The organism is Monashia sp. NPDC004114, assembly GCF_053603855.1.
This window is the reverse complement of record NZ_JBSGGK010000009.1, coordinates 47,066-62,545: the sequence shown is the minus strand read 5'-3', so window position 1 is coordinate 62,545 and position 15,480 is coordinate 47,066. Positions and strand designations below refer to the sequence as shown.

13 protein-coding genes are annotated in these 15,480 nt (G+C 67.7%); 8 read left to right on the top strand and 5 right to left on the bottom strand.

Translation table 11 applies throughout. From position 1 onward, the window contains the following. Positions 1–11 precede the first annotated feature (11 nt). Together ACWEOW_RS13215 and ACWEOW_RS13210 are read left to right on the top strand one after the other, a co-directional pair. A complete protein-coding gene (locus ACWEOW_RS13215; RefSeq protein WP_452269666.1) occupies positions 12–785 on the top strand; it encodes a glutamate racemase in 774 nt (257 codons plus the stop codon). Next, positions 782–1,078, top strand: a complete 297-nt coding sequence (locus ACWEOW_RS13210; RefSeq protein WP_452269665.1) for a DUF3039 domain-containing protein — start codon at positions 782–784, stop codon at positions 1,076–1,078. Before ACWEOW_RS13215 ends, ACWEOW_RS13210 begins: the two co-directional genes overlap by 4 nt. Before the next feature lie 317 nt (positions 1,079–1,395). On the opposite strand, the gene ACWEOW_RS13205 is transcribed toward ACWEOW_RS13210, so the two are convergent. Further along, a complete protein-coding gene (locus ACWEOW_RS13205) occupies positions 1,396–1,848 on the bottom strand; it encodes a lamin tail domain-containing protein (protein WP_452269664.1) in 453 nt (150 codons plus the stop codon). 541 nt (positions 1,849–2,389) lie between these two features. Here ACWEOW_RS13205 and ACWEOW_RS13200 point away from each other — a divergent pair. From ACWEOW_RS13200 to ACWEOW_RS13190, 3 genes are all read left to right on the top strand, one after another. Further along, positions 2,390–3,346 carry a zinc metalloprotease gene (locus ACWEOW_RS13200; RefSeq protein ID WP_452269663.1) on the top strand — a complete coding sequence of 319 codons (957 nt, stop codon included), beginning with the start codon at positions 2,390–2,392 and terminating at the stop codon, positions 3,344–3,346. 269 nt (positions 3,347–3,615) lie between these two features. Then, a complete protein-coding gene (locus ACWEOW_RS13195) occupies positions 3,616–5,379 on the top strand; it encodes a DEAD/DEAH box helicase (protein ID WP_452269662.1) in 1,764 nt (587 codons plus the stop codon). 251 nt (positions 5,380–5,630) lie between these two features. Then, the gene (locus ACWEOW_RS13190) at positions 5,631–7,484 is read left to right on the top strand and encodes a bifunctional metallophosphatase/5'-nucleotidase (protein WP_452269661.1); all 1,854 of its coding nucleotides are present in this window, start codon (positions 5,631–5,633) and stop codon (positions 7,482–7,484) included. 310 nt (positions 7,485–7,794) lie between these two features. Here the strand turns inward: ACWEOW_RS13190 and ACWEOW_RS13185 are convergent, their stop codons facing one another. Next, positions 7,795–9,105 (bottom strand): alpha-amylase family glycosyl hydrolase, encoded by a 1,311-nt coding sequence (locus ACWEOW_RS13185; protein WP_452269660.1) that lies wholly within the window; start codon positions 9,103–9,105, stop codon positions 7,795–7,797. A 34-nt stretch (positions 9,106–9,139) separates the two neighbouring features. Beyond that, complete coding sequence (locus ACWEOW_RS13180; protein ID WP_452269659.1) at positions 9,140–9,640, bottom strand: Lrp/AsnC family transcriptional regulator; 501 nt, start codon at positions 9,638–9,640, stop codon at positions 9,140–9,142. A 108-nt stretch (positions 9,641–9,748) separates the two neighbouring features. On the opposite strand from ACWEOW_RS13180, the gene hppD reads away from it, so the two are divergent. The 3 genes from hppD to ACWEOW_RS13165 all read left to right on the top strand — a co-directional run bounded on the left by hppD (position 9,749) and on the right by ACWEOW_RS13165 (position 13,652). After that, the gene (gene hppD / locus ACWEOW_RS13175) at positions 9,749–10,987 is read left to right on the top strand and encodes a 4-hydroxyphenylpyruvate dioxygenase (RefSeq protein WP_452269658.1); all 1,239 of its coding nucleotides are present in this window, start codon (positions 9,749–9,751) and stop codon (positions 10,985–10,987) included. Positions 10,988–11,120: 133 nt separating this feature from the next. Beyond that, positions 11,121–11,975, top strand: a complete 855-nt coding sequence (locus ACWEOW_RS13170) for an RDD family protein (RefSeq protein ID WP_452269657.1) — start codon at positions 11,121–11,123, stop codon at positions 11,973–11,975. 114 nt (positions 11,976–12,089) lie between these two features. Continuing rightward, positions 12,090–13,652, top strand: coding sequence for a DHA2 family efflux MFS transporter permease subunit (locus tag ACWEOW_RS13165; protein WP_452269656.1), 1,563 nt, complete (start codon positions 12,090–12,092; stop codon positions 13,650–13,652). 158 nt (positions 13,653–13,810) lie between these two features. On the opposite strand, the gene ACWEOW_RS13160 is transcribed toward ACWEOW_RS13165, so the two are convergent. Both ACWEOW_RS13160 and ACWEOW_RS13155 read right to left on the bottom strand, forming a co-directional pair. Continuing rightward, entirely contained in the window at positions 13,811–14,587 is a 777-nt protein-coding gene (locus ACWEOW_RS13160) for a DinB family protein (protein WP_452269655.1), read from the bottom strand. 124 nt (positions 14,588–14,711) lie between these two features. Beyond that, positions 14,712–15,233, bottom strand: coding sequence for an Ltp family lipoprotein (locus ACWEOW_RS13155; RefSeq protein WP_452269654.1), 522 nt, complete (start codon positions 15,231–15,233; stop codon positions 14,712–14,714). Positions 15,234–15,480 lie beyond the last annotated feature (247 nt).

Below are 15,480 nucleotides of genomic sequence, written 5' to 3'. Positions count from 1 at the left end.
GAGTCGCGTTCGTGGACAGCGGGATCGGGCTGCTCAGCTACGCCGACGCCCTGCACACGCTTCGACCCGACCTCGGGCTGGTCCTCGCGCTTGACCCGGACAACATGCCCTACGGCCCGCGTACACCGGACGAGGTCAGGCGCCTCATCCTCGACTCGGCGCGTGCGACGCTCGAATACGCGCCGGACGCCGTCGTCGTCGCCTGCAACACCGCCTCGGTGCACGGCCTGGATGCGCTGCGGGCCGAGCTCGAGCCGGAGGTGCCGGTCATCGGCACCGTGCCCGCCATCCGCCCGGCCGCCGCGTCCGGAGGGCCGGTCGCCGTCTGGTCGACCGCTGCGACCACCTCGAGCGCCTACCTGCGCGGGCTCGTCGACGCCTTCGCCGCCGACACCGAGACGTATGCCGTCGCTGCTCTCGGTCTCGCCGAGGCCATCGAGGCCGGCGACCTCGACCAGGTTGACGCCTGCATCGCGGCGGCTGCTGCCCAGACCCCCGAAGGTTCTCGCGCCCTCGCACTCGGCTGCACCCACTACGGCCTCGTCGCGGACCGCATCGCGCGGGCTGTCGGCGATGCGGTCACGATCTTCGACTCGCCCGTCGCTGTAGCCCGCCAGACGCTTCGGAGGATCGGGCTGGAACCCGACGAGACGGCATACCCTGGCGGGGTCGAGGCGGTGCTCCTCAGTGGCCGGCCTGGCACGCTGCCCCGGGTCGTGCGGGCGTACCCCGCGGGGGAGCGGCTCCTCGCAACCGTCGCCGAGCGGCATACACTCCCGACATGAGCACCATGCCTCCGGACCCCTTCGAGAACGAGCCGCAGCCGCTGCGCAGCACCAGCACGGCCACGATCGAGCGCGAGGAGGTCCGTGAGGAGCTTCAGGAGCCGGGCGACCACGAGCGCTTCTCCCACTACGTGCGCAAGGAAAAGATCCTCGAGAGCGCGCTGACGGGCGAGCCGGTCGTGGCCCTGTGCGGCAAGATCTGGGTGCCCAACCGCGACCCCCAGAAGTTCCCGGTGTGCCCGATCTGCAAGGAGATCTACGACGGATTGAGGCAGCCAGAGGACGGCGACTGACGCCCCCGGCTCTTCGTCCCACGAGTGCGGGATATCCCACCCTTTTGGGTGGGAGTTTCGTCGATGCGTGACGTACTGTCCCACGCGATGTACATGCGTAAGGACATGCCCACAAAGTAGCGAGACACACGCGATGGGCGGCACCATGGTCAGCCGGTAGACGGGCAGCGGGCCGTACAACGGTGATCTACTCCGTTGTGCTACTACGACGGCGGAGTGCCACCGTTCGACGGCAAAGTGGCCGCAGCGTGCTGATGATCGGCGCCAACGTCAAAGCCCGGCGGCTCCCTACCGCCGGGCTTTCGACGCGACCCGTGTCAGCAGTTGGTGTAGCTCCCGGTACTTCCCCAGGTGCACGAGTCAACCAGCGTGCCTGCGGCGTTGCGCAGGTACGCCGTGTCGCCCGTGTTGTTCCAGACGTACCAGGTGCGACCCCAGTAGCGGTGGGTGCTGGTGTTGGTCCCCTTGCCCGTGTGGATGACAACGCTGGCCCCGGGCGAGATGATGAAGTCCGTGCTAAAGCGGTAGGTGTAACCCGACCGGTCCTTGAGCGTGTAGTACTTCAAGTTCATCCGCCAACTCGCCTTGTTGGTCAGCATGACGTACTCGGCGTTGAGGCTCGTGTTCGACCCGGTGTCAGCTCCCGGCGAGTTGTAGTAGACCCGCGTAATCTGCATCCCCGTCGCAGCCTGCGCGGGCGCGGCACCGGAGAGGATGCCCCCCAGCACCATCGCCATGACCGCAAGCGGGCCCATCCATCTCTTCTTCATGTGGCGTGCTTCTCCCATATCGACCTACTCGGGCGGTCCTCCCCCCGAGGGACTGTTCTGGACAGTCGAGCGGAGCGTATGGATCCATCTGCGATCTTGGTGGCGGTTTCGGCTAATTGGTGGTGAATCTCACAGGTGGTCAATCGCCATGTGGTGGGGGATGGGCACGACGGCACTTCAGCCGCCGATGCCGTCGAGGGCGAGAGTTGACATCAGAGCCGTTATCACCCAGATGATCGAGAGGACGGAAAAGCGGGACCAGGTCCGACCCGGCCAATGCCGTTCCTCTTTGCCAGCGCCTCATATCTGTCGTTGAGGATGCGTCCACGTGCGCTCCGCCCTCTTGGTTCGCAAGCGTGAGGACGAGCTGCTTCCGTGACCACGTCCCGTACGTGCGGCCGGCGATCTCGCGATCTGCCAGGCCCGCGCCTTTTCTTACGCAACCTTTACCTGCAGTGGCCTTCGCGCTGACCGCGTCGTTCCTACAGTCCAAGGACGACGCCCCGACCGGGGGATCCAGTCGGTCGAGAAAGGTCAACTCATGAAGTTCCGCTCATTGGCGCTCGCCGCGCCCCTTGCCCTGGCCGCCGCAACGCTTGGCGCGCCGGCCCTCGCCTCACCCGTTGCCGACGGCCTCGGCACCTCCCCCTGCCTCGACCCTGAAACGGTCGGCGCCCGGAGCATGCACGGCACCGCCAAGGACCCCAACGAGCTTACGGACGCACAGGTCAGGGCCAACGAGGCGGCGCTGACGCAGGCCCTCGCCGCCAAGGGCCTGACCCGCGACTCGGCGGGCAACGTCGTCACCATGGGGTCCAAGGGCAGCCCGGGCGGTGGCGCCTTCGTCTCCGCGACCGTGAAGGTCTACTGGCACACCATCACCAACGGCTCGCAAGGAGCCGTGAGCAGCTCCACGATCAACAGCCAGATCTCGGTGCTCAACAACGCCTACAGCGGCACGGGCCTCAGCTTCTCCCTCGCCGGCTCCGACTCGACGAGCAACGCGTCGTGGTACACCGTCACCCCCGGCTCGTCGACCGAGCGTGCGATGAAGACGGCCCTGCGCAAGGGCACCATGGCCGACCTCAACCTCTACTCGGCGAACATCGGGCAGGGACTGCTGGGGTGGGCGACCTTCCCGAAGAAGTCGTACGACGTGATGGACGGCGTCGTCGTGCTCACGGCGTCACTGCCTGGCGGAAGCGCAACCAACTACAACGAGGGCGACACGGCAACTCATGAGGTCGGGCACTGGGTCGGCCTGTACCACACGTTCCAGGGTGGCTGTCATGGCAACGGAGACTACGTCTCCGACACGCCTGCCGAGGCAAGCCCGGCCTACGGCTGCCCGACCGGCCGCGACACCTGCACCAGCCCTGGCCTCGACCCGATCAAGAACTTCATGGACTACACCTACGACAGCTGCATGAACACCTTCACCGCGGGACAGGTCTCGCGCATGCAAGCCCAGTGGACGGCCTACCGCGCCGGCAACTGAGCGAAGCGCGGCGCCAAAGCCATAGCGAAGCGAGGCGCCAAAAGCATGCCGTGGCGCCGGCGTTGCCTGGACGCAGCGCAGCGAGCGAGGAACGAGCGAGCGGAGCGGAGGAAGGGAACGCCTACTGGGCGCCGCGGCACGCGCCGCAGCGAAGCGAGGCGCCAAAAGCATGTGAAACTGGTTCTGCCGCATACCATCTCGACCGGGGCCCCGCCAGCAGGCGGGGCCCCGGCATGTCGTCCGGGCGCAACGGCTACCGTGGACGGCCTATGAGTTCAGGGGCCGCCTTCCACCTTCCACCCGCCTTTCCGGAGCGGGCCGCCTGGGGCACCGCGAGCAAGCTGCGCGCGTGGCAGCAGGAGGCCCTGGACCGCTACCTGGCAGCCTCGCCGCGCGACTTCCTCGCTGTCGCGACGCCTGGCGCCGGCAAGACGACGTACGCCCTGCGCGTGGCCACCGAGCTGCTCAGCGCATGCATCGTCCACCGCGTCACCGTCGTCGCGCCCACCGAGCACCTCAAGACCCAGTGGGCCGATGCCGCGGCCCGCGTCGGGATCAGCCTGGACCCGAGGTTCAGCAACAGCGTCGGGCGGCACAGCGAGGACTACCACGGCGTGGCCGTCACCTACGCCCAGGTCGCCTCGCGTCCGTCGCTGCACCGGGAGCTCACCACGTCGCGGCCGACGCTCGTGATCCTCGACGAGATCCACCACGGCGGGGACAGCAAGACCTGGGGCGACGGCATACGGGAAGCGTTCGAGCCGGCGACCCGGCGCCTCTCCCTTACGGGTACGCCGTTCCGGTCGGACACCTCGCCGATCCCGTTCGTGCGCTACGAGCTCGACGACGAGGGCACGCTCGTCAGCTCGAGCGACTACACCTACGGCTATGCCGAGGCGCTGCGTGACGGCGTCGTCCGGCCGGTGCTGTTCATGGCCTACGGCGGCACCATGCGGTGGCGCACCAAGGCCGGTGACGAGCTCGAGGCCAGGCTCGGGGAGCCGTTGACCAAAGACACCGTCGCCAACGCGTGGCGCACCGCGCTCGACCCCAAGGGGGAGTGGATCCCCGCCGTGCTCGCGGCCGCCGACACCCGGCTCACCGAGGTGCGGCGCCATGTCGAGGACGCGGGCGGCCTCGTCATCGCCTCCAACCAGACCCAGGCCAGGGCGTATGCCGCCCACCTCCGGGCGCTGACGGGTGAGAGCCCGACGGTGGTGCTCTCCGACGACGCCGGCGCCTCCCAGCGGATCGAGGAGTTCGCGGCAAGCGCGTCGCGGTGGATGGTCGCGGTCCGCATGGTGTCCGAGGGCGTCGACGTCCCTCGACTCTGTGTCGGCGTCTATGCGACGTCGACCTCGACGCCCCTCTTCTTCGCCCAGGCAGTCGGGCGCTTCGTCCGGGCCCGTCGCCGCGGCGAGACCGCGTCGGTCTTCCTGCCCTCGGTCCCGGTCGTCCTCGACCATGCCGCCCGCCTCGAGGAGCAGCGCGACCACGCGCTCGACCGCAGGCCCAACCCCGACGACATCGGCGAGATGTGGGCCGAGGAGCAGTCCCTCATCGACGAGGCCAACCGCGAGTCAGGCACCGTCGGCCTCGATGAGGGCTCGTTCGAGGCGCTGGAGTCCGAGGCGCACTTCGACCATGTGCTGTTCGACAAGCAGCAGTGGGGGATGCACGCCCAGGTCGGGTCAGAGGACGAGCAGGAGTATCTCGGCCTGCCAGGGCTGCTCGAGCCCGACCAGGTCGCCGCGCTGCTCCAGGAGCGGCAGACCAAGCAGGTGCGCAAGGCCCCGAAGAACGCCGGTGCCGCTGGTGCACAGCCGATCGCGGCCCACCGTGCCCTGGCCGCGCAGCGCAAGGAGCTCAACAAGCTCGTCGCCGCGTATGCGCGGCAGAAGGGGCTGCCGCACGCCACCATCCACGTCGATCTCCGTCGCGCCTGCGGTGGGCCCGATCTCGCCGCGGCCTCGTCCGACGAGGTGACCCAGCGGATCGACAAGATCCGGCTGTGGCTGGTCGGTCGCCGCTAGGGCTCGCCTGAGACTCGTCCTTCGATGTAGGGCCGGTACGCATAGGACGCGGCAGTACATCGACCGGGGATTCTGCGGCGTGGAAGGTCCCGTTCACGAATCGGTCGCCCCCACGACCCCAGACTCATGGTCGGGCGGGCTATGGTCTGGTGCCTGCCCCGGTCGCGGGGCACTGCCATGCACTCGGGGACGGCAGGCGAGAACCGTCTGCATCTACCGCCCGCGACCACCCTCGCGTACCGAAGGACGACATGACCACCGACCCGCACAGCAACCAGACCCCAGCGTTCATCTCCTCCCCGACGACCCGCCGCCAGCTCCTGGCGATGGCCGCTGTCGGTAGCGCCGGCCTCGCCACGGTCGCCGCCGCGTCGCCGGCCGGGGCGGCTGGGCTCGGCCCCGGCACCGACGGTGAGATCGTCACGCTCACGGTGCTCGGCACCACGGACCTGCACGGCAACGTCTACAACTGGGACTACTTCAAGAACGCCGAGTACAACGACAGCAAGAGCAACGACATCGGCATCGCCAAGGCGTCATCGATCATCAAGATGCGGCGCGCCGACCTCGGTGCCGGCTCGTGCATCACGCTCGACGCAGGTGACACGATCCAGGGCACGCCGCTCGCCTACTACTACGCCAAGATCGACCCGATCACGGGCGGTTCCACCCACCCGATGGCTGCCGCGATGAACCAGGTCGGCTATGACGCCGCCGCCCTGGGCAACCACGAGTTCAACTACGGCATCGAGACGCTGCGCGCCTTCGAGAGCCAGCTGAACTTCCCGCTCCTGTCGGCGAACACCGTCGACTGGACGTCCGGTGCGCCGGCGTTCAAGCCGTGGGTCATCAAGACGGTCAAGCTCGAGGACCGCAAGCCGATCAAGGTCGGCATCCTCGGCCTCGTCACGCCGGGCGTCGCGATCTGGGACAAGGCGAACGTCGATGGCAGGCTTCGATTCCCGGGCATCGTCGAGCAGGCAAAGGTTTTCGTGCCTCGCCTCAAGGCGGCCGGCGCGGATGTCGTCATCGTCTCTGCGCACTCGGGCACGAACGGCCAGTCCTCCTGGGGCGACGCCCTGCCCTACGTCGAGAACGCCAGCAAGATGCTTGCCGAGGAGGTTCCCGGCATCGACGCGATCCTCGTGGGCCACTCCCACGTCGAGGTCCTCGACTGGGCCACGAACAAGGAGACCGGCAAGAAGGTGCTGCTGGTCGAGCCGCTCTACTGGGGCATGCGCGTGGCCGAGATGACGCTGAGCCTGCAGAAGGTCCGCGGACAGTGGCAGGTCGTGGACACCGCGGCCAAGCTGTGGAACTCCAACGCCGTCCCCGAGGACCCCGCGGTGGCCAACGCCGTCGCGGCCGCGCACCAGAAGGTGCTCGGCTATGTCAACGGCGTGGTCGGCACCTGCGCCGAGGCGATGTCCGCGGCAACGTCCCGCTACGAGGACACCGCTGCGATGGACTTCATCAACTACGTGCAGGCTGACGCCGTCAAGGCCGCGCTCGCGGGCACCCCGCAGGCGAGCCTGCCGGTGCTGTCGATCGCGGCGCCGTTCAACGCCCTTGCCGCCATCCCGAAGGGCGACGTGACCATCCGCGACGTCGCCGGGCTCTACATCTACGACAACACGCTGCTGGGCATCGTGCTCACCGGCGCACAGATCAAGGACTACCTCGAGAAGAGCGCCAGCTACTTCAAGCAGGTCAGCGGCCCCGGCCCGTTCGCGGCATCCGCCGTCACGAACAACAACGGCACCCCGGACTACAACTACGACATCATGGGCGGGCTCGACGCCGACCTCACGTACGACATCGACATCGCCAAGCCGGTCGGCTCGCGCATCCTCAACCTGTCGTATGCCGGTAGCACCGTCGCGCCGGACGCGCAGTTCGTCATCGCGATCAACAACTACCGCCAGTCCGGCGGTGGCGGCTTCCCGCACGTGACGGCGGCGCCGGTGGTCTACAACCGCCAGATCGAGATCCGGCAGATGCTCATCGACTGGACGACGGCCAACAAGGTCATCGACCCGGCGAAGTTCGCGAGCATTGACTGGAAGCTCGTCAGCAACGGTGCCCCGGTGACGATCACCCCCTGAGGTCCTAGGGCTCGGGCCGAATCAGAACGACCACTCGACTGGGGAGCTCCCCGGTCGAGTGGTCGTTTTCATACACCCACCAACGTCGAGTGGCCGCGTTGTCACGCAGTCGGATGTGAATGCGGGGCCACTCGACATCGAGTGGCCGCGTTGTCACGCGGTCGGGTGTGTGAATGCGGGGCCACTCGACATCGAGTGGCCGCGTTGTCACGCGGTCGGGTGTGAATGCGGGGCCACTCGACATCGAGTGGCCGCGTTGTCACGCGGTCGGATGTGAATGCGGGGCCACTCGACGTGGTGGGGCCGCGGGTCAGGCGCCGACGAGGACGCGGTAGCCCCACGCCGGGAGAGTCATCTGGTCGTCCCGGCCCAGACGGACCTGTGTGCCGTCGAACGCGTCGACCCATGCGCCCACCTGCGGGCCGTCGCCCAGCGTGACGGTCTGCGGCGCCGCACTGAGGTTGAAAGCCGCGAAGACCCGGTCACCATCGGCCGCGCGCACGAAGCTGAGCACCGACTTCTCGTCAGTGTTGGGCACGCGGACCATGCGCCCGCCCCAGGAGCCGTTCCACAGCGCGCGGTGCGCCTTCTTCAGGGCGAACAGGCGGCGGTAGAGCTCGCCCTGCGGGTCCTGCCGCCACTCGATCTCGTCCTTGTCGAAGAAGGCGAGCCGCTTGTCCGAGCCCGCCTCCTGGCCGTTGTAGATCAGCGGCATACCCTCGCTGACGACGGACAGCACGATGGCCGGCTCGAGCGCGTCGCCGAACTGCTCGTACTCCGTGCCCTCCCAGGCGTTCTTGTCGTGGTTGCTCACGAAGAGCATGCGGTAGGCGTCGCGCTGGTAGAAGCGGTCGTTCCAGGCGTAGTACACCTTGAGAGCCTCGACGTCGGTGACGCCCTTGGCGATGCGGTGCATCGTCTCGTTCCAGCTCCACGCGTAGGTCATGTCGAAGGCGCCGACGTGAAGGTCGCGGGCCTCCCACTCGCCGAGCATGAAGACGGGCTTGATCTCGTCCAGCTCGCGACGGACGTTGTCCCAGAAGTCGACCGGGACGAACCCGGCCACGTCGCAGCGGAACCCGTCGATGTCCGCCTCGCGGACCCAGTACTTCATCGCCTCGGTCATGTACTCCCGAAGCCCGGGCTGGGAGAAGTCGAGGTCGATGATGTCCTCCCAGTCCCACCACGGGGTGGGCCGGAAGTCGCCCTTCCAGTCGCGGGCGTACCACTCAGGGTGCTCGGTGACCAGGTGGTTGTCCCACGCGGTGTGGTTGGCGACCCAGTCGAGGATGACGTGCAGGCCCAGGTCGTGCGCGGTCGCCACGAAGTGGCGAAGGTCCTCGAGCGTGCCGAACTCGGGGTTCACCGCGAGGTAGTCCTTGACGGCATACGGGCTGCCGAGCGGGCCCTTTCGGTTGACCTCGCCGATCGGGTTGACCGGCATGATCCACACGATGTCGACGCCCAGGTCCCGCAGCCGGGGCAGGTGTGCCTCCGCTGCGCGGAACGTGCCCTCCGGCGTGAACTGCCGCTGGTTGATCTGGTAGATCGTCGCGCTCCGGCTCCACTCGGGATGGGTGACACGGATCTCGGGGGCCGGCTCGTAGGCGTTGAGGGGCACGGGCTCTCCTGGTGTTCGGTGGTCCGGACGGGGCTCAGTCTGTCGTGTCAAGCAGGTGCTCCACGAGTGGAATGGTGCGATGGTCCAGGCGGGTCGCGAGCGAGATCACCGTCGACGCGCGAGTGACGTGCTCGTCGTCGACGACCTGGTCGATGACCCGCTGGAGATCAGCGTTGTCGCGGCCGACGATGCGGATCAGCACGTCGCCCGACCCGGTGATCGTGTGCGCCTCGAGGACCTCGGGGATCGCAGCCAGGTGCTCGACGACAGGGGAGTGGCCGCCCCGGCCCTGGCGGATCTCGAGGGTGCAGAACGCCGTCACCGGATAGCCGAGCGCCGCCGGGTCGACGTCCGGCGCCATGGAGCGCAGCACGCCGCGTTGTTGGAGCCGGTCGAGGCGCGCCTGCACCGTGCCCCTGGCCACGCCGAGGCGGCGTGAGGCGCCGAGCACCCCGACGCCCGGCTCGCGCAGGAGCAGCAGCAGGATGCGGCAGTCCAGCGCATCGACGGTGACGCGGGAGGGCTGGGACGACATGGGCAAAGTGTCCAGCACGAGACGGCATACGGGCAACACTTTGTGCATGGTGCCCAGCCACATCGGCTTCTGTTGACCACCACCGGAGGCTCCCGGCACGCTCGGGGCATGACTGACACGATGCCGTCTCAGGCCGCCCACATCGAGCTGACCGACCAGGAGCGCGAGGCCAACCTCGACCTCGAGCAGCTCAAGCAGCTCGTCGGACTCGTCGAGTACGACGAGGAGAAGGACGTCTTCCCGGTCACGGGCTGGGACGCCATCGTCTTCGTCGTCGGCAACGCGACCCAGACCGCGCACTACTACCAGAGCGCGTGGGGGATGGAGCTCGTCGCCTACTCCGGCCCGGAGAACGGCAACCGCGACCACAAGGCCTTCGTCCTCAAGAGCGGTTCCATCCGGTTCGTCGTCAAGGGTGCGGTCGACCCCGAGAGCCCGCTGGTCGCACACCACGCCGCGCACGGCGACGGCGTGGTGGACATCTCCCTCGAGGTCCCGGACGTGGACCGCTGCATCGCCCAGGCCAAGAAGGCCGGCGCCACGGTGCTCGTCGAGCCGGAGAACCACACCGACGAGCACGGCACCGTCCGGATCGCCTCGATCGCGACCTACGGCGAGACCCGCCACACCCTGGTCCAGCGCGGCGTCGACGGCCAGGTGTATGCCGGCCCGTACCTCCCCGGGTACATGCCCTCCCAGTCCACCTTCGTCAAGCGCGAAGGCTCCCCGAAGCGCCTCTTCCAGGCCCTCGACCACATCGTCGGCAACGTCGAGCTCGGCCGGATGGACGAGTGGGTCACCTTCTACAACAAGGTGATGGGCTTCGTGAACATGGCGGAGTTCATCGGAGACGACATCGCCACCGACTACTCCGCGCTCATGAGCAAGGTCGTGGCCAACGGCAACCACCGGGTCAAGTTCCCCCTCAACGAGCCGGCGGTCGCCAAGAAGAAGAGCCAGATCGACGAGTACCTCGAGTTCTACCGCGGCCCGGGCGCCCAGCACCTGGCGCTGGCCACGAACGACATCCTCGACACGGTCGACCGGCTGCGCGCCGAGGGCGTCGAGTTCCTCGACACCCCTGACACGTACTACGACGACCCGGAGCTGCGTGCCCGGATCGGCGAGGTCCGCGCTCCCATCGAAGAGCTCAAGAAGCGCAAGATCCTCGTCGACCGCGACGAGGACGGCTACCTGCTCCAGATCTTCACCAAGCCGCTCGGCGACCGCCCGACGGTCTTCTTCGAGATCATCGAGCGGCACGGCTCGCTCGGCTTCGGCAAGGGCAACTTCAAGGCGCTGTTCGAGTCGATCGAGCGCGAGCAGGACAAGCGCGGCAACCTCTGACGTGCAGGCCAGCGCGGGTACCGAGCGGTTGCGGGGGCGGTTCCCCGCGCCAGGTGGCGATGCGGCACAACGATCCTGATTCGATCGTCCCGGCGGGTGCGGACGCGCCCGCCGGGCGTGGCAGAGTTGGGGTATGAGCCAGCAGCCCTCTGGGTGGTACGACGACCCCAGCAACCCCGACATGCTTCGTTACTGGGACGGCGTCACGTGGACCAACCACACCGCGCCGAAGAAGTCGCCGACCGCGTCGCAGAGCACCATCGGCCTGCCCTACCAGGGGCAGGTGCCGCCTGACGCGGGGACGACCCAGGGCGTGCCGACGCCGACCAGCCCGATGCCGCAGGGGAGCGGCTGGCAGACCCAGCAGCCGCAGCAGTACCAGCAGCCGCAGCAGCAGTACCAGCCCTACCAGCAGGCGCCGCAGTACCCCGGTGCTCCGCAGAACGCCCAGTGGATGTACAACATCAAGACCACGGCGGACGGCGTCCCGCTCGCCTCCTGGGGCAAGCGGGCGGCCGGTTGGCTCATCGACGGTGTCATCCTGGCCGTCATCGGCCTGCCTATCGCCTGGGCCGCAACGCCGAACCTGGGCCGGGCGATCAGCAACTACGTGGACGCTGTGTCGAGCGGCAACGAGACCGCGGCGGCCAACCGGCTCTCGCAGGAGATCATCGCCCCGACCTTCCAGTTCAACATCATCTTCTGGCTGATCGTGACGGCCTACTGCGTCGTCTTCTGGACCACCGTCGCGCAGACGCCGGGCAAGATGGCGCTCGGGATCAGCGTGCGCCGGATGGACCAGCCCGGCCCGCTCAGCATCGGCACATCGTTGGCGCGCCGGCTCGTCCCGCTCGCCGGGCTGTTCGTCTCCGTGCTGACCCTGATCGACTACCTCTGGCCGCTCTGGGACGACAAACGGCAGGCTCTGCACGACAAGGTGGCCAAGACGCAGGTGGTCGAGGGCAAGCAGCCGAAGAAGCAGGGCTGACAAGTCGTTTGCACCGTTGTCGGGGGTGCGAGGCAGAATGTTGTCTTGCGCGGGTCAAACCGCAGCCACGGCAACGACGCCGTTCCACCTTCCGTTGATCAGGGGAGTCAACCCGTGTCCACATCTGCTCCACCGATAAATACCCAGTATCCCGAGAAGATCGACGGTGCCGTCCTCAAGGTCGCGGGCGTGGTCGTGCTCGGCGCGATCATGTCGATCCTCGACATCACGGTCGTCAACATCGCACTGACGCGGTTCCAGACCGTGTTCGCGAGCGACCCGTCGCACCCTCTCGACTACTCGACCGTCGCCTGGACGGTCACCGCCTACACGCTGGCCCTGGCGACGGTCATCCCGCTCACCGGGTGGGCCGCCGACCGCTTCGGCACCAAGCGGCTCTACATCATGGCGGTCGTCCTGTTCACGGCCGGCTCGGCTCTGTGCGCCACCGCCGGCTCGATCCAGATGCTCATCGGCTACCGGGTGCTCCAGGGCCTCGGCGGTGGGATGCTCATGCCGCTCGGCATGACGATCATGACGCGCGCGGCCGGTCCCGCCCGGATGGGCCGGCTCATGGCGGTGCTCGGCATCCCGATGCTGCTCGGCCCGATCTTCGGCCCGATCCTCGGCGGCTGGCTCATCAACAACTACTCGTGGCACTGGATCTTCCTCATCAACGTGCCCATTGGCATCGCCGCCGTGATCTACGCACTCTGGGCCCTGCCGTCCGACCGGCCCGAGCCCTCCGAGTCGTTCGACTTCATCGGCATGCTGCTCATGTCGCCCGGTCTGGCGCTCTTCCTCTACGGCATCAGCTCGATCCCGGGCGAGGGCACGTTCTTCTCGACCAAGGTCCTCATACCGACCCTGGTGGGCCTGGCCATGCTGCTGGCCTTCGTGATCTACAGCTTCAAGCCGAAGCATCCGCTGCTCGACCTGCGGCTGTTCACGAACCGCAACCTCACCGTCGCGGTGATCGTCATGTTCCTGTTCGCCGCGGCGTTCTTCGGTGGACTGTTGCTGGTCCCCCAATACCTCCAGCAGGTTCGCGGCGAGGACCCGCTCCACGCGGCGTACCTCATGGTCCCGCAGGGAATTGGTGCGATGATCACGATGCCGATCGCCGGCGCCCTGGCCGACCGCATCCCGGTCGGCCGCATCGCCCCGTTCGGCCTCATCCTCATCACGGGCGGCATGTTCGCCCTGACCCAGGTCGGACCGGCGACGTCCTACTGGGGCTACATCATCCCGGTGCTGTTCATCATGGGTCTCGGCATGGGTGCCACGATGATGCCGGTCATGACCTCGGCGCTGAAGACGCTGCGTGCACACCAGGTGGCCCGAGGCTCGACGTTGCTCAACATCACCCAGCAGATCGCGAGCTCCATCGGTATTGCGGTCATCTCGGTCGTGTTCACCAACTACGTCAAGGAGTCGCAGCTCGCTGGGGCCGCGGTGGCCGCCCACTCCAACCCTGCGATTGCCGAGCAGCTCGGTCCGAAGGGCATGCTGGCAGCCATCACGGCGCTGGCCAACGTCTTCGGCAGTACGTTCCTCGTCGCAGCGGTGCTCTGCGCCGTCACGTTCGTGGCGTCGCTCTTCCTGCCGCGCAAGCACGAGGAGTCGCACCTGCTCGACGACGAGGCCGAAGTAGCCGCGCCCGCCGTCCTGCACTGACGAGCCATCGGCCCGTTCCGACGGCCGGCCTGGTCCCCGCGACCAGGCCGGCCGTCGGCTTTTCACGCGTCGGTGCTGCGTGTGACGCATGGGACAGGGCGCCCACTCGACCGAGGAAACGTACCCCGTCGAGTGAGCGCCCCGGCACACGAGCATCCTCAGGTGGTGCGACCTTGGAGAGCGGCGAGGTCGCGCTCGGCATAGCGGCGGTGCTCCCACTCCTCGTTGAGGACGATGAGCAGGCACTCCCGCACCGGAAAGCTCTGGGCAGGTGGCCATCCCGGCCCGTCCACGGGCACGGTGTGGGCTGCCAGCGACTCGTCGGTGAGCCCGTCGACGACCTGGCGGACCGTGGCCATCCGACCGCGACGCAGCTCCAGCACCTCCTCAAGGGACGGGCGAACCTCCCGGTCGCGTGGGATGCCCGGAGTGTCGCGCATCTCGTCCCACGGCAGGTCGAGCGGGTCCCACGGAGCCGGGTCGCCGAGGATGCAACGGCGCACCCATGCGTCGGTCGCGAAGCACAGGTGTCGGAGGGTCTCGATGAACGACCATTCGCCGTCGACGGACTCATGGAGCTGCTCCGGGTCCAGTCGCCTCGCGTGCTCGACGGTTCCCGTCCAGAGCCGCTCGACAACGTCCCACGCCTCACGGAAGCCGTCCGCGTCGGTGGGGCGCATCTTGACGCGCTCGGGGTCACGTCGGTCGAGCTCGGCCTCGACCAGAGGCCCGATCTCAACCCCGTTGACTCGCACATCGAGCAGCTCGCCGGTGATGTCGACATCCTCGAGCTCGACGCCGCGCATGAGCACATGTCGGAAGTCGACGTTGCGGAAGGTGGAGCCGGTCAGGTCGGTGGACCGGAACATGCTGTCGCGCAGATCGACCCGCTCGAACCGCGATCCCCTGAGATCCTCGTTGCTGTGTTCGGCCATGGGGCGACCGTAGCGCCGGTTCCGGACGATCGGCGGCCGGAGACGCGCACGCGGATCGGTCGGTCAGGCCGCACCACCGTGGCCACTCGACTGCGTCGCGCAGGTCTACGCCCGGATGGCGGCTTCAGAGGCCGTTCTTGCTCACGCCGTAGACGGCCTGCGCGTGGGTGAAGCCATCCCCAAAGTCAGACTCCAACTGCTGGATAAGCCCCTTGCGGGAGAACGACTTGAACTCGAGGTAGTCCTTGGCGGCCTTGACGGCCTGCTGGTTCCAGTCCACCGCGATGTAGTTGACCGCGAAGGTGGCGTCGGCCTTGGAGAAACCGTCACCGTACTCCGATGACAGCTGCTTGATCAGGCCCTTCTTGGAGAACGCCTTGAAGTCGAGGTAGTCACGGGCAGCCCCGACGGCGTTCTTCTGCGCCGTGGTCATCGTGGGCTCGGCCTTCTTCTTCTGGGCGGATGAGCTCTTGGTCTCGGTGGTGGGCTTGCTGGCGCCCTTCTGCGCCTGCTGCGACTGCTCGGCCGCAACCGCCCGGTCAGCAGCGGTGCCGGCTCCGTCGACAGAGCCGCACGCGGCAGCTGTGGTGACGAGGGCGGCGGCGACGACCACCGCAGCCAGGGTGGACTTGAGGGTGTTGTTCATTCCGTGTTCCTTGGTTGGTGAGTTGCCGTGTTCGCGCAGCGGGCGAACGCCCTCTCGCGTCTCGTGTGGCTAACCCAACTCTATCAGGGTTCTATCAGGCTTCTATGGGACTCTTATGTGATCTCAGTTACGAGCGCCCTGAACTTGCCGGGGATGGCGGTGCCCGGCAAGGCCTGAAAGTCGCCCAGCGGCCAACTGTGGCCCGCTGGGGTTGGGGCGGGCCTGTCAGACGGCAAACTGTAAGTGG

What these genes read in the sequence shown, in the direction of transcription:
- ACWEOW_RS13200 (WP_452269663.1), top strand. Translation starts at nt 2,390, where the DNA reads ATGAAGTTCCGCTCATTGGCGCTCGCCGCGCCCCTTGCCCTGGCCGCC.
- ACWEOW_RS13155 (WP_452269654.1), bottom strand. Translation starts at nt 15,233, where the DNA reads ATGAACAACACCCTCAAGTCCACCCTGGCTGCGGTGGTCGTCGCCGCC.
- ACWEOW_RS13205 (WP_452269664.1), bottom strand. Translation starts at nt 1,848, where the DNA reads ATGAAGAAGAGATGGATGGGCCCGCTTGCGGTCATGGCGATGGTGCTG.
- ACWEOW_RS13190 (WP_452269661.1), top strand. Translation starts at nt 5,631, where the DNA reads ATGACCACCGACCCGCACAGCAACCAGACCCCAGCGTTCATCTCCTCC.
- ACWEOW_RS13160 (WP_452269655.1), bottom strand. Translation starts at nt 14,587, where the DNA reads ATGGCCGAACACAGCAACGAGGATCTCAGGGGATCGCGGTTCGAGCGG.
- ACWEOW_RS13195 (WP_452269662.1), top strand. Translation starts at nt 3,616, where the DNA reads ATGAGTTCAGGGGCCGCCTTCCACCTTCCACCCGCCTTTCCGGAGCGG.
- ACWEOW_RS13210 (WP_452269665.1), top strand. Translation starts at nt 782, where the DNA reads ATGAGCACCATGCCTCCGGACCCCTTCGAGAACGAGCCGCAGCCGCTG.
- ACWEOW_RS13180 (WP_452269659.1), bottom strand. Translation starts at nt 9,640, where the DNA reads ATGTCGTCCCAGCCCTCCCGCGTCACCGTCGATGCGCTGGACTGCCGC.
- hppD (WP_452269658.1), top strand. Translation starts at nt 9,749, where the DNA reads ATGACTGACACGATGCCGTCTCAGGCCGCCCACATCGAGCTGACCGAC.
- ACWEOW_RS13170 (WP_452269657.1), top strand. Translation starts at nt 11,121, where the DNA reads ATGAGCCAGCAGCCCTCTGGGTGGTACGACGACCCCAGCAACCCCGAC.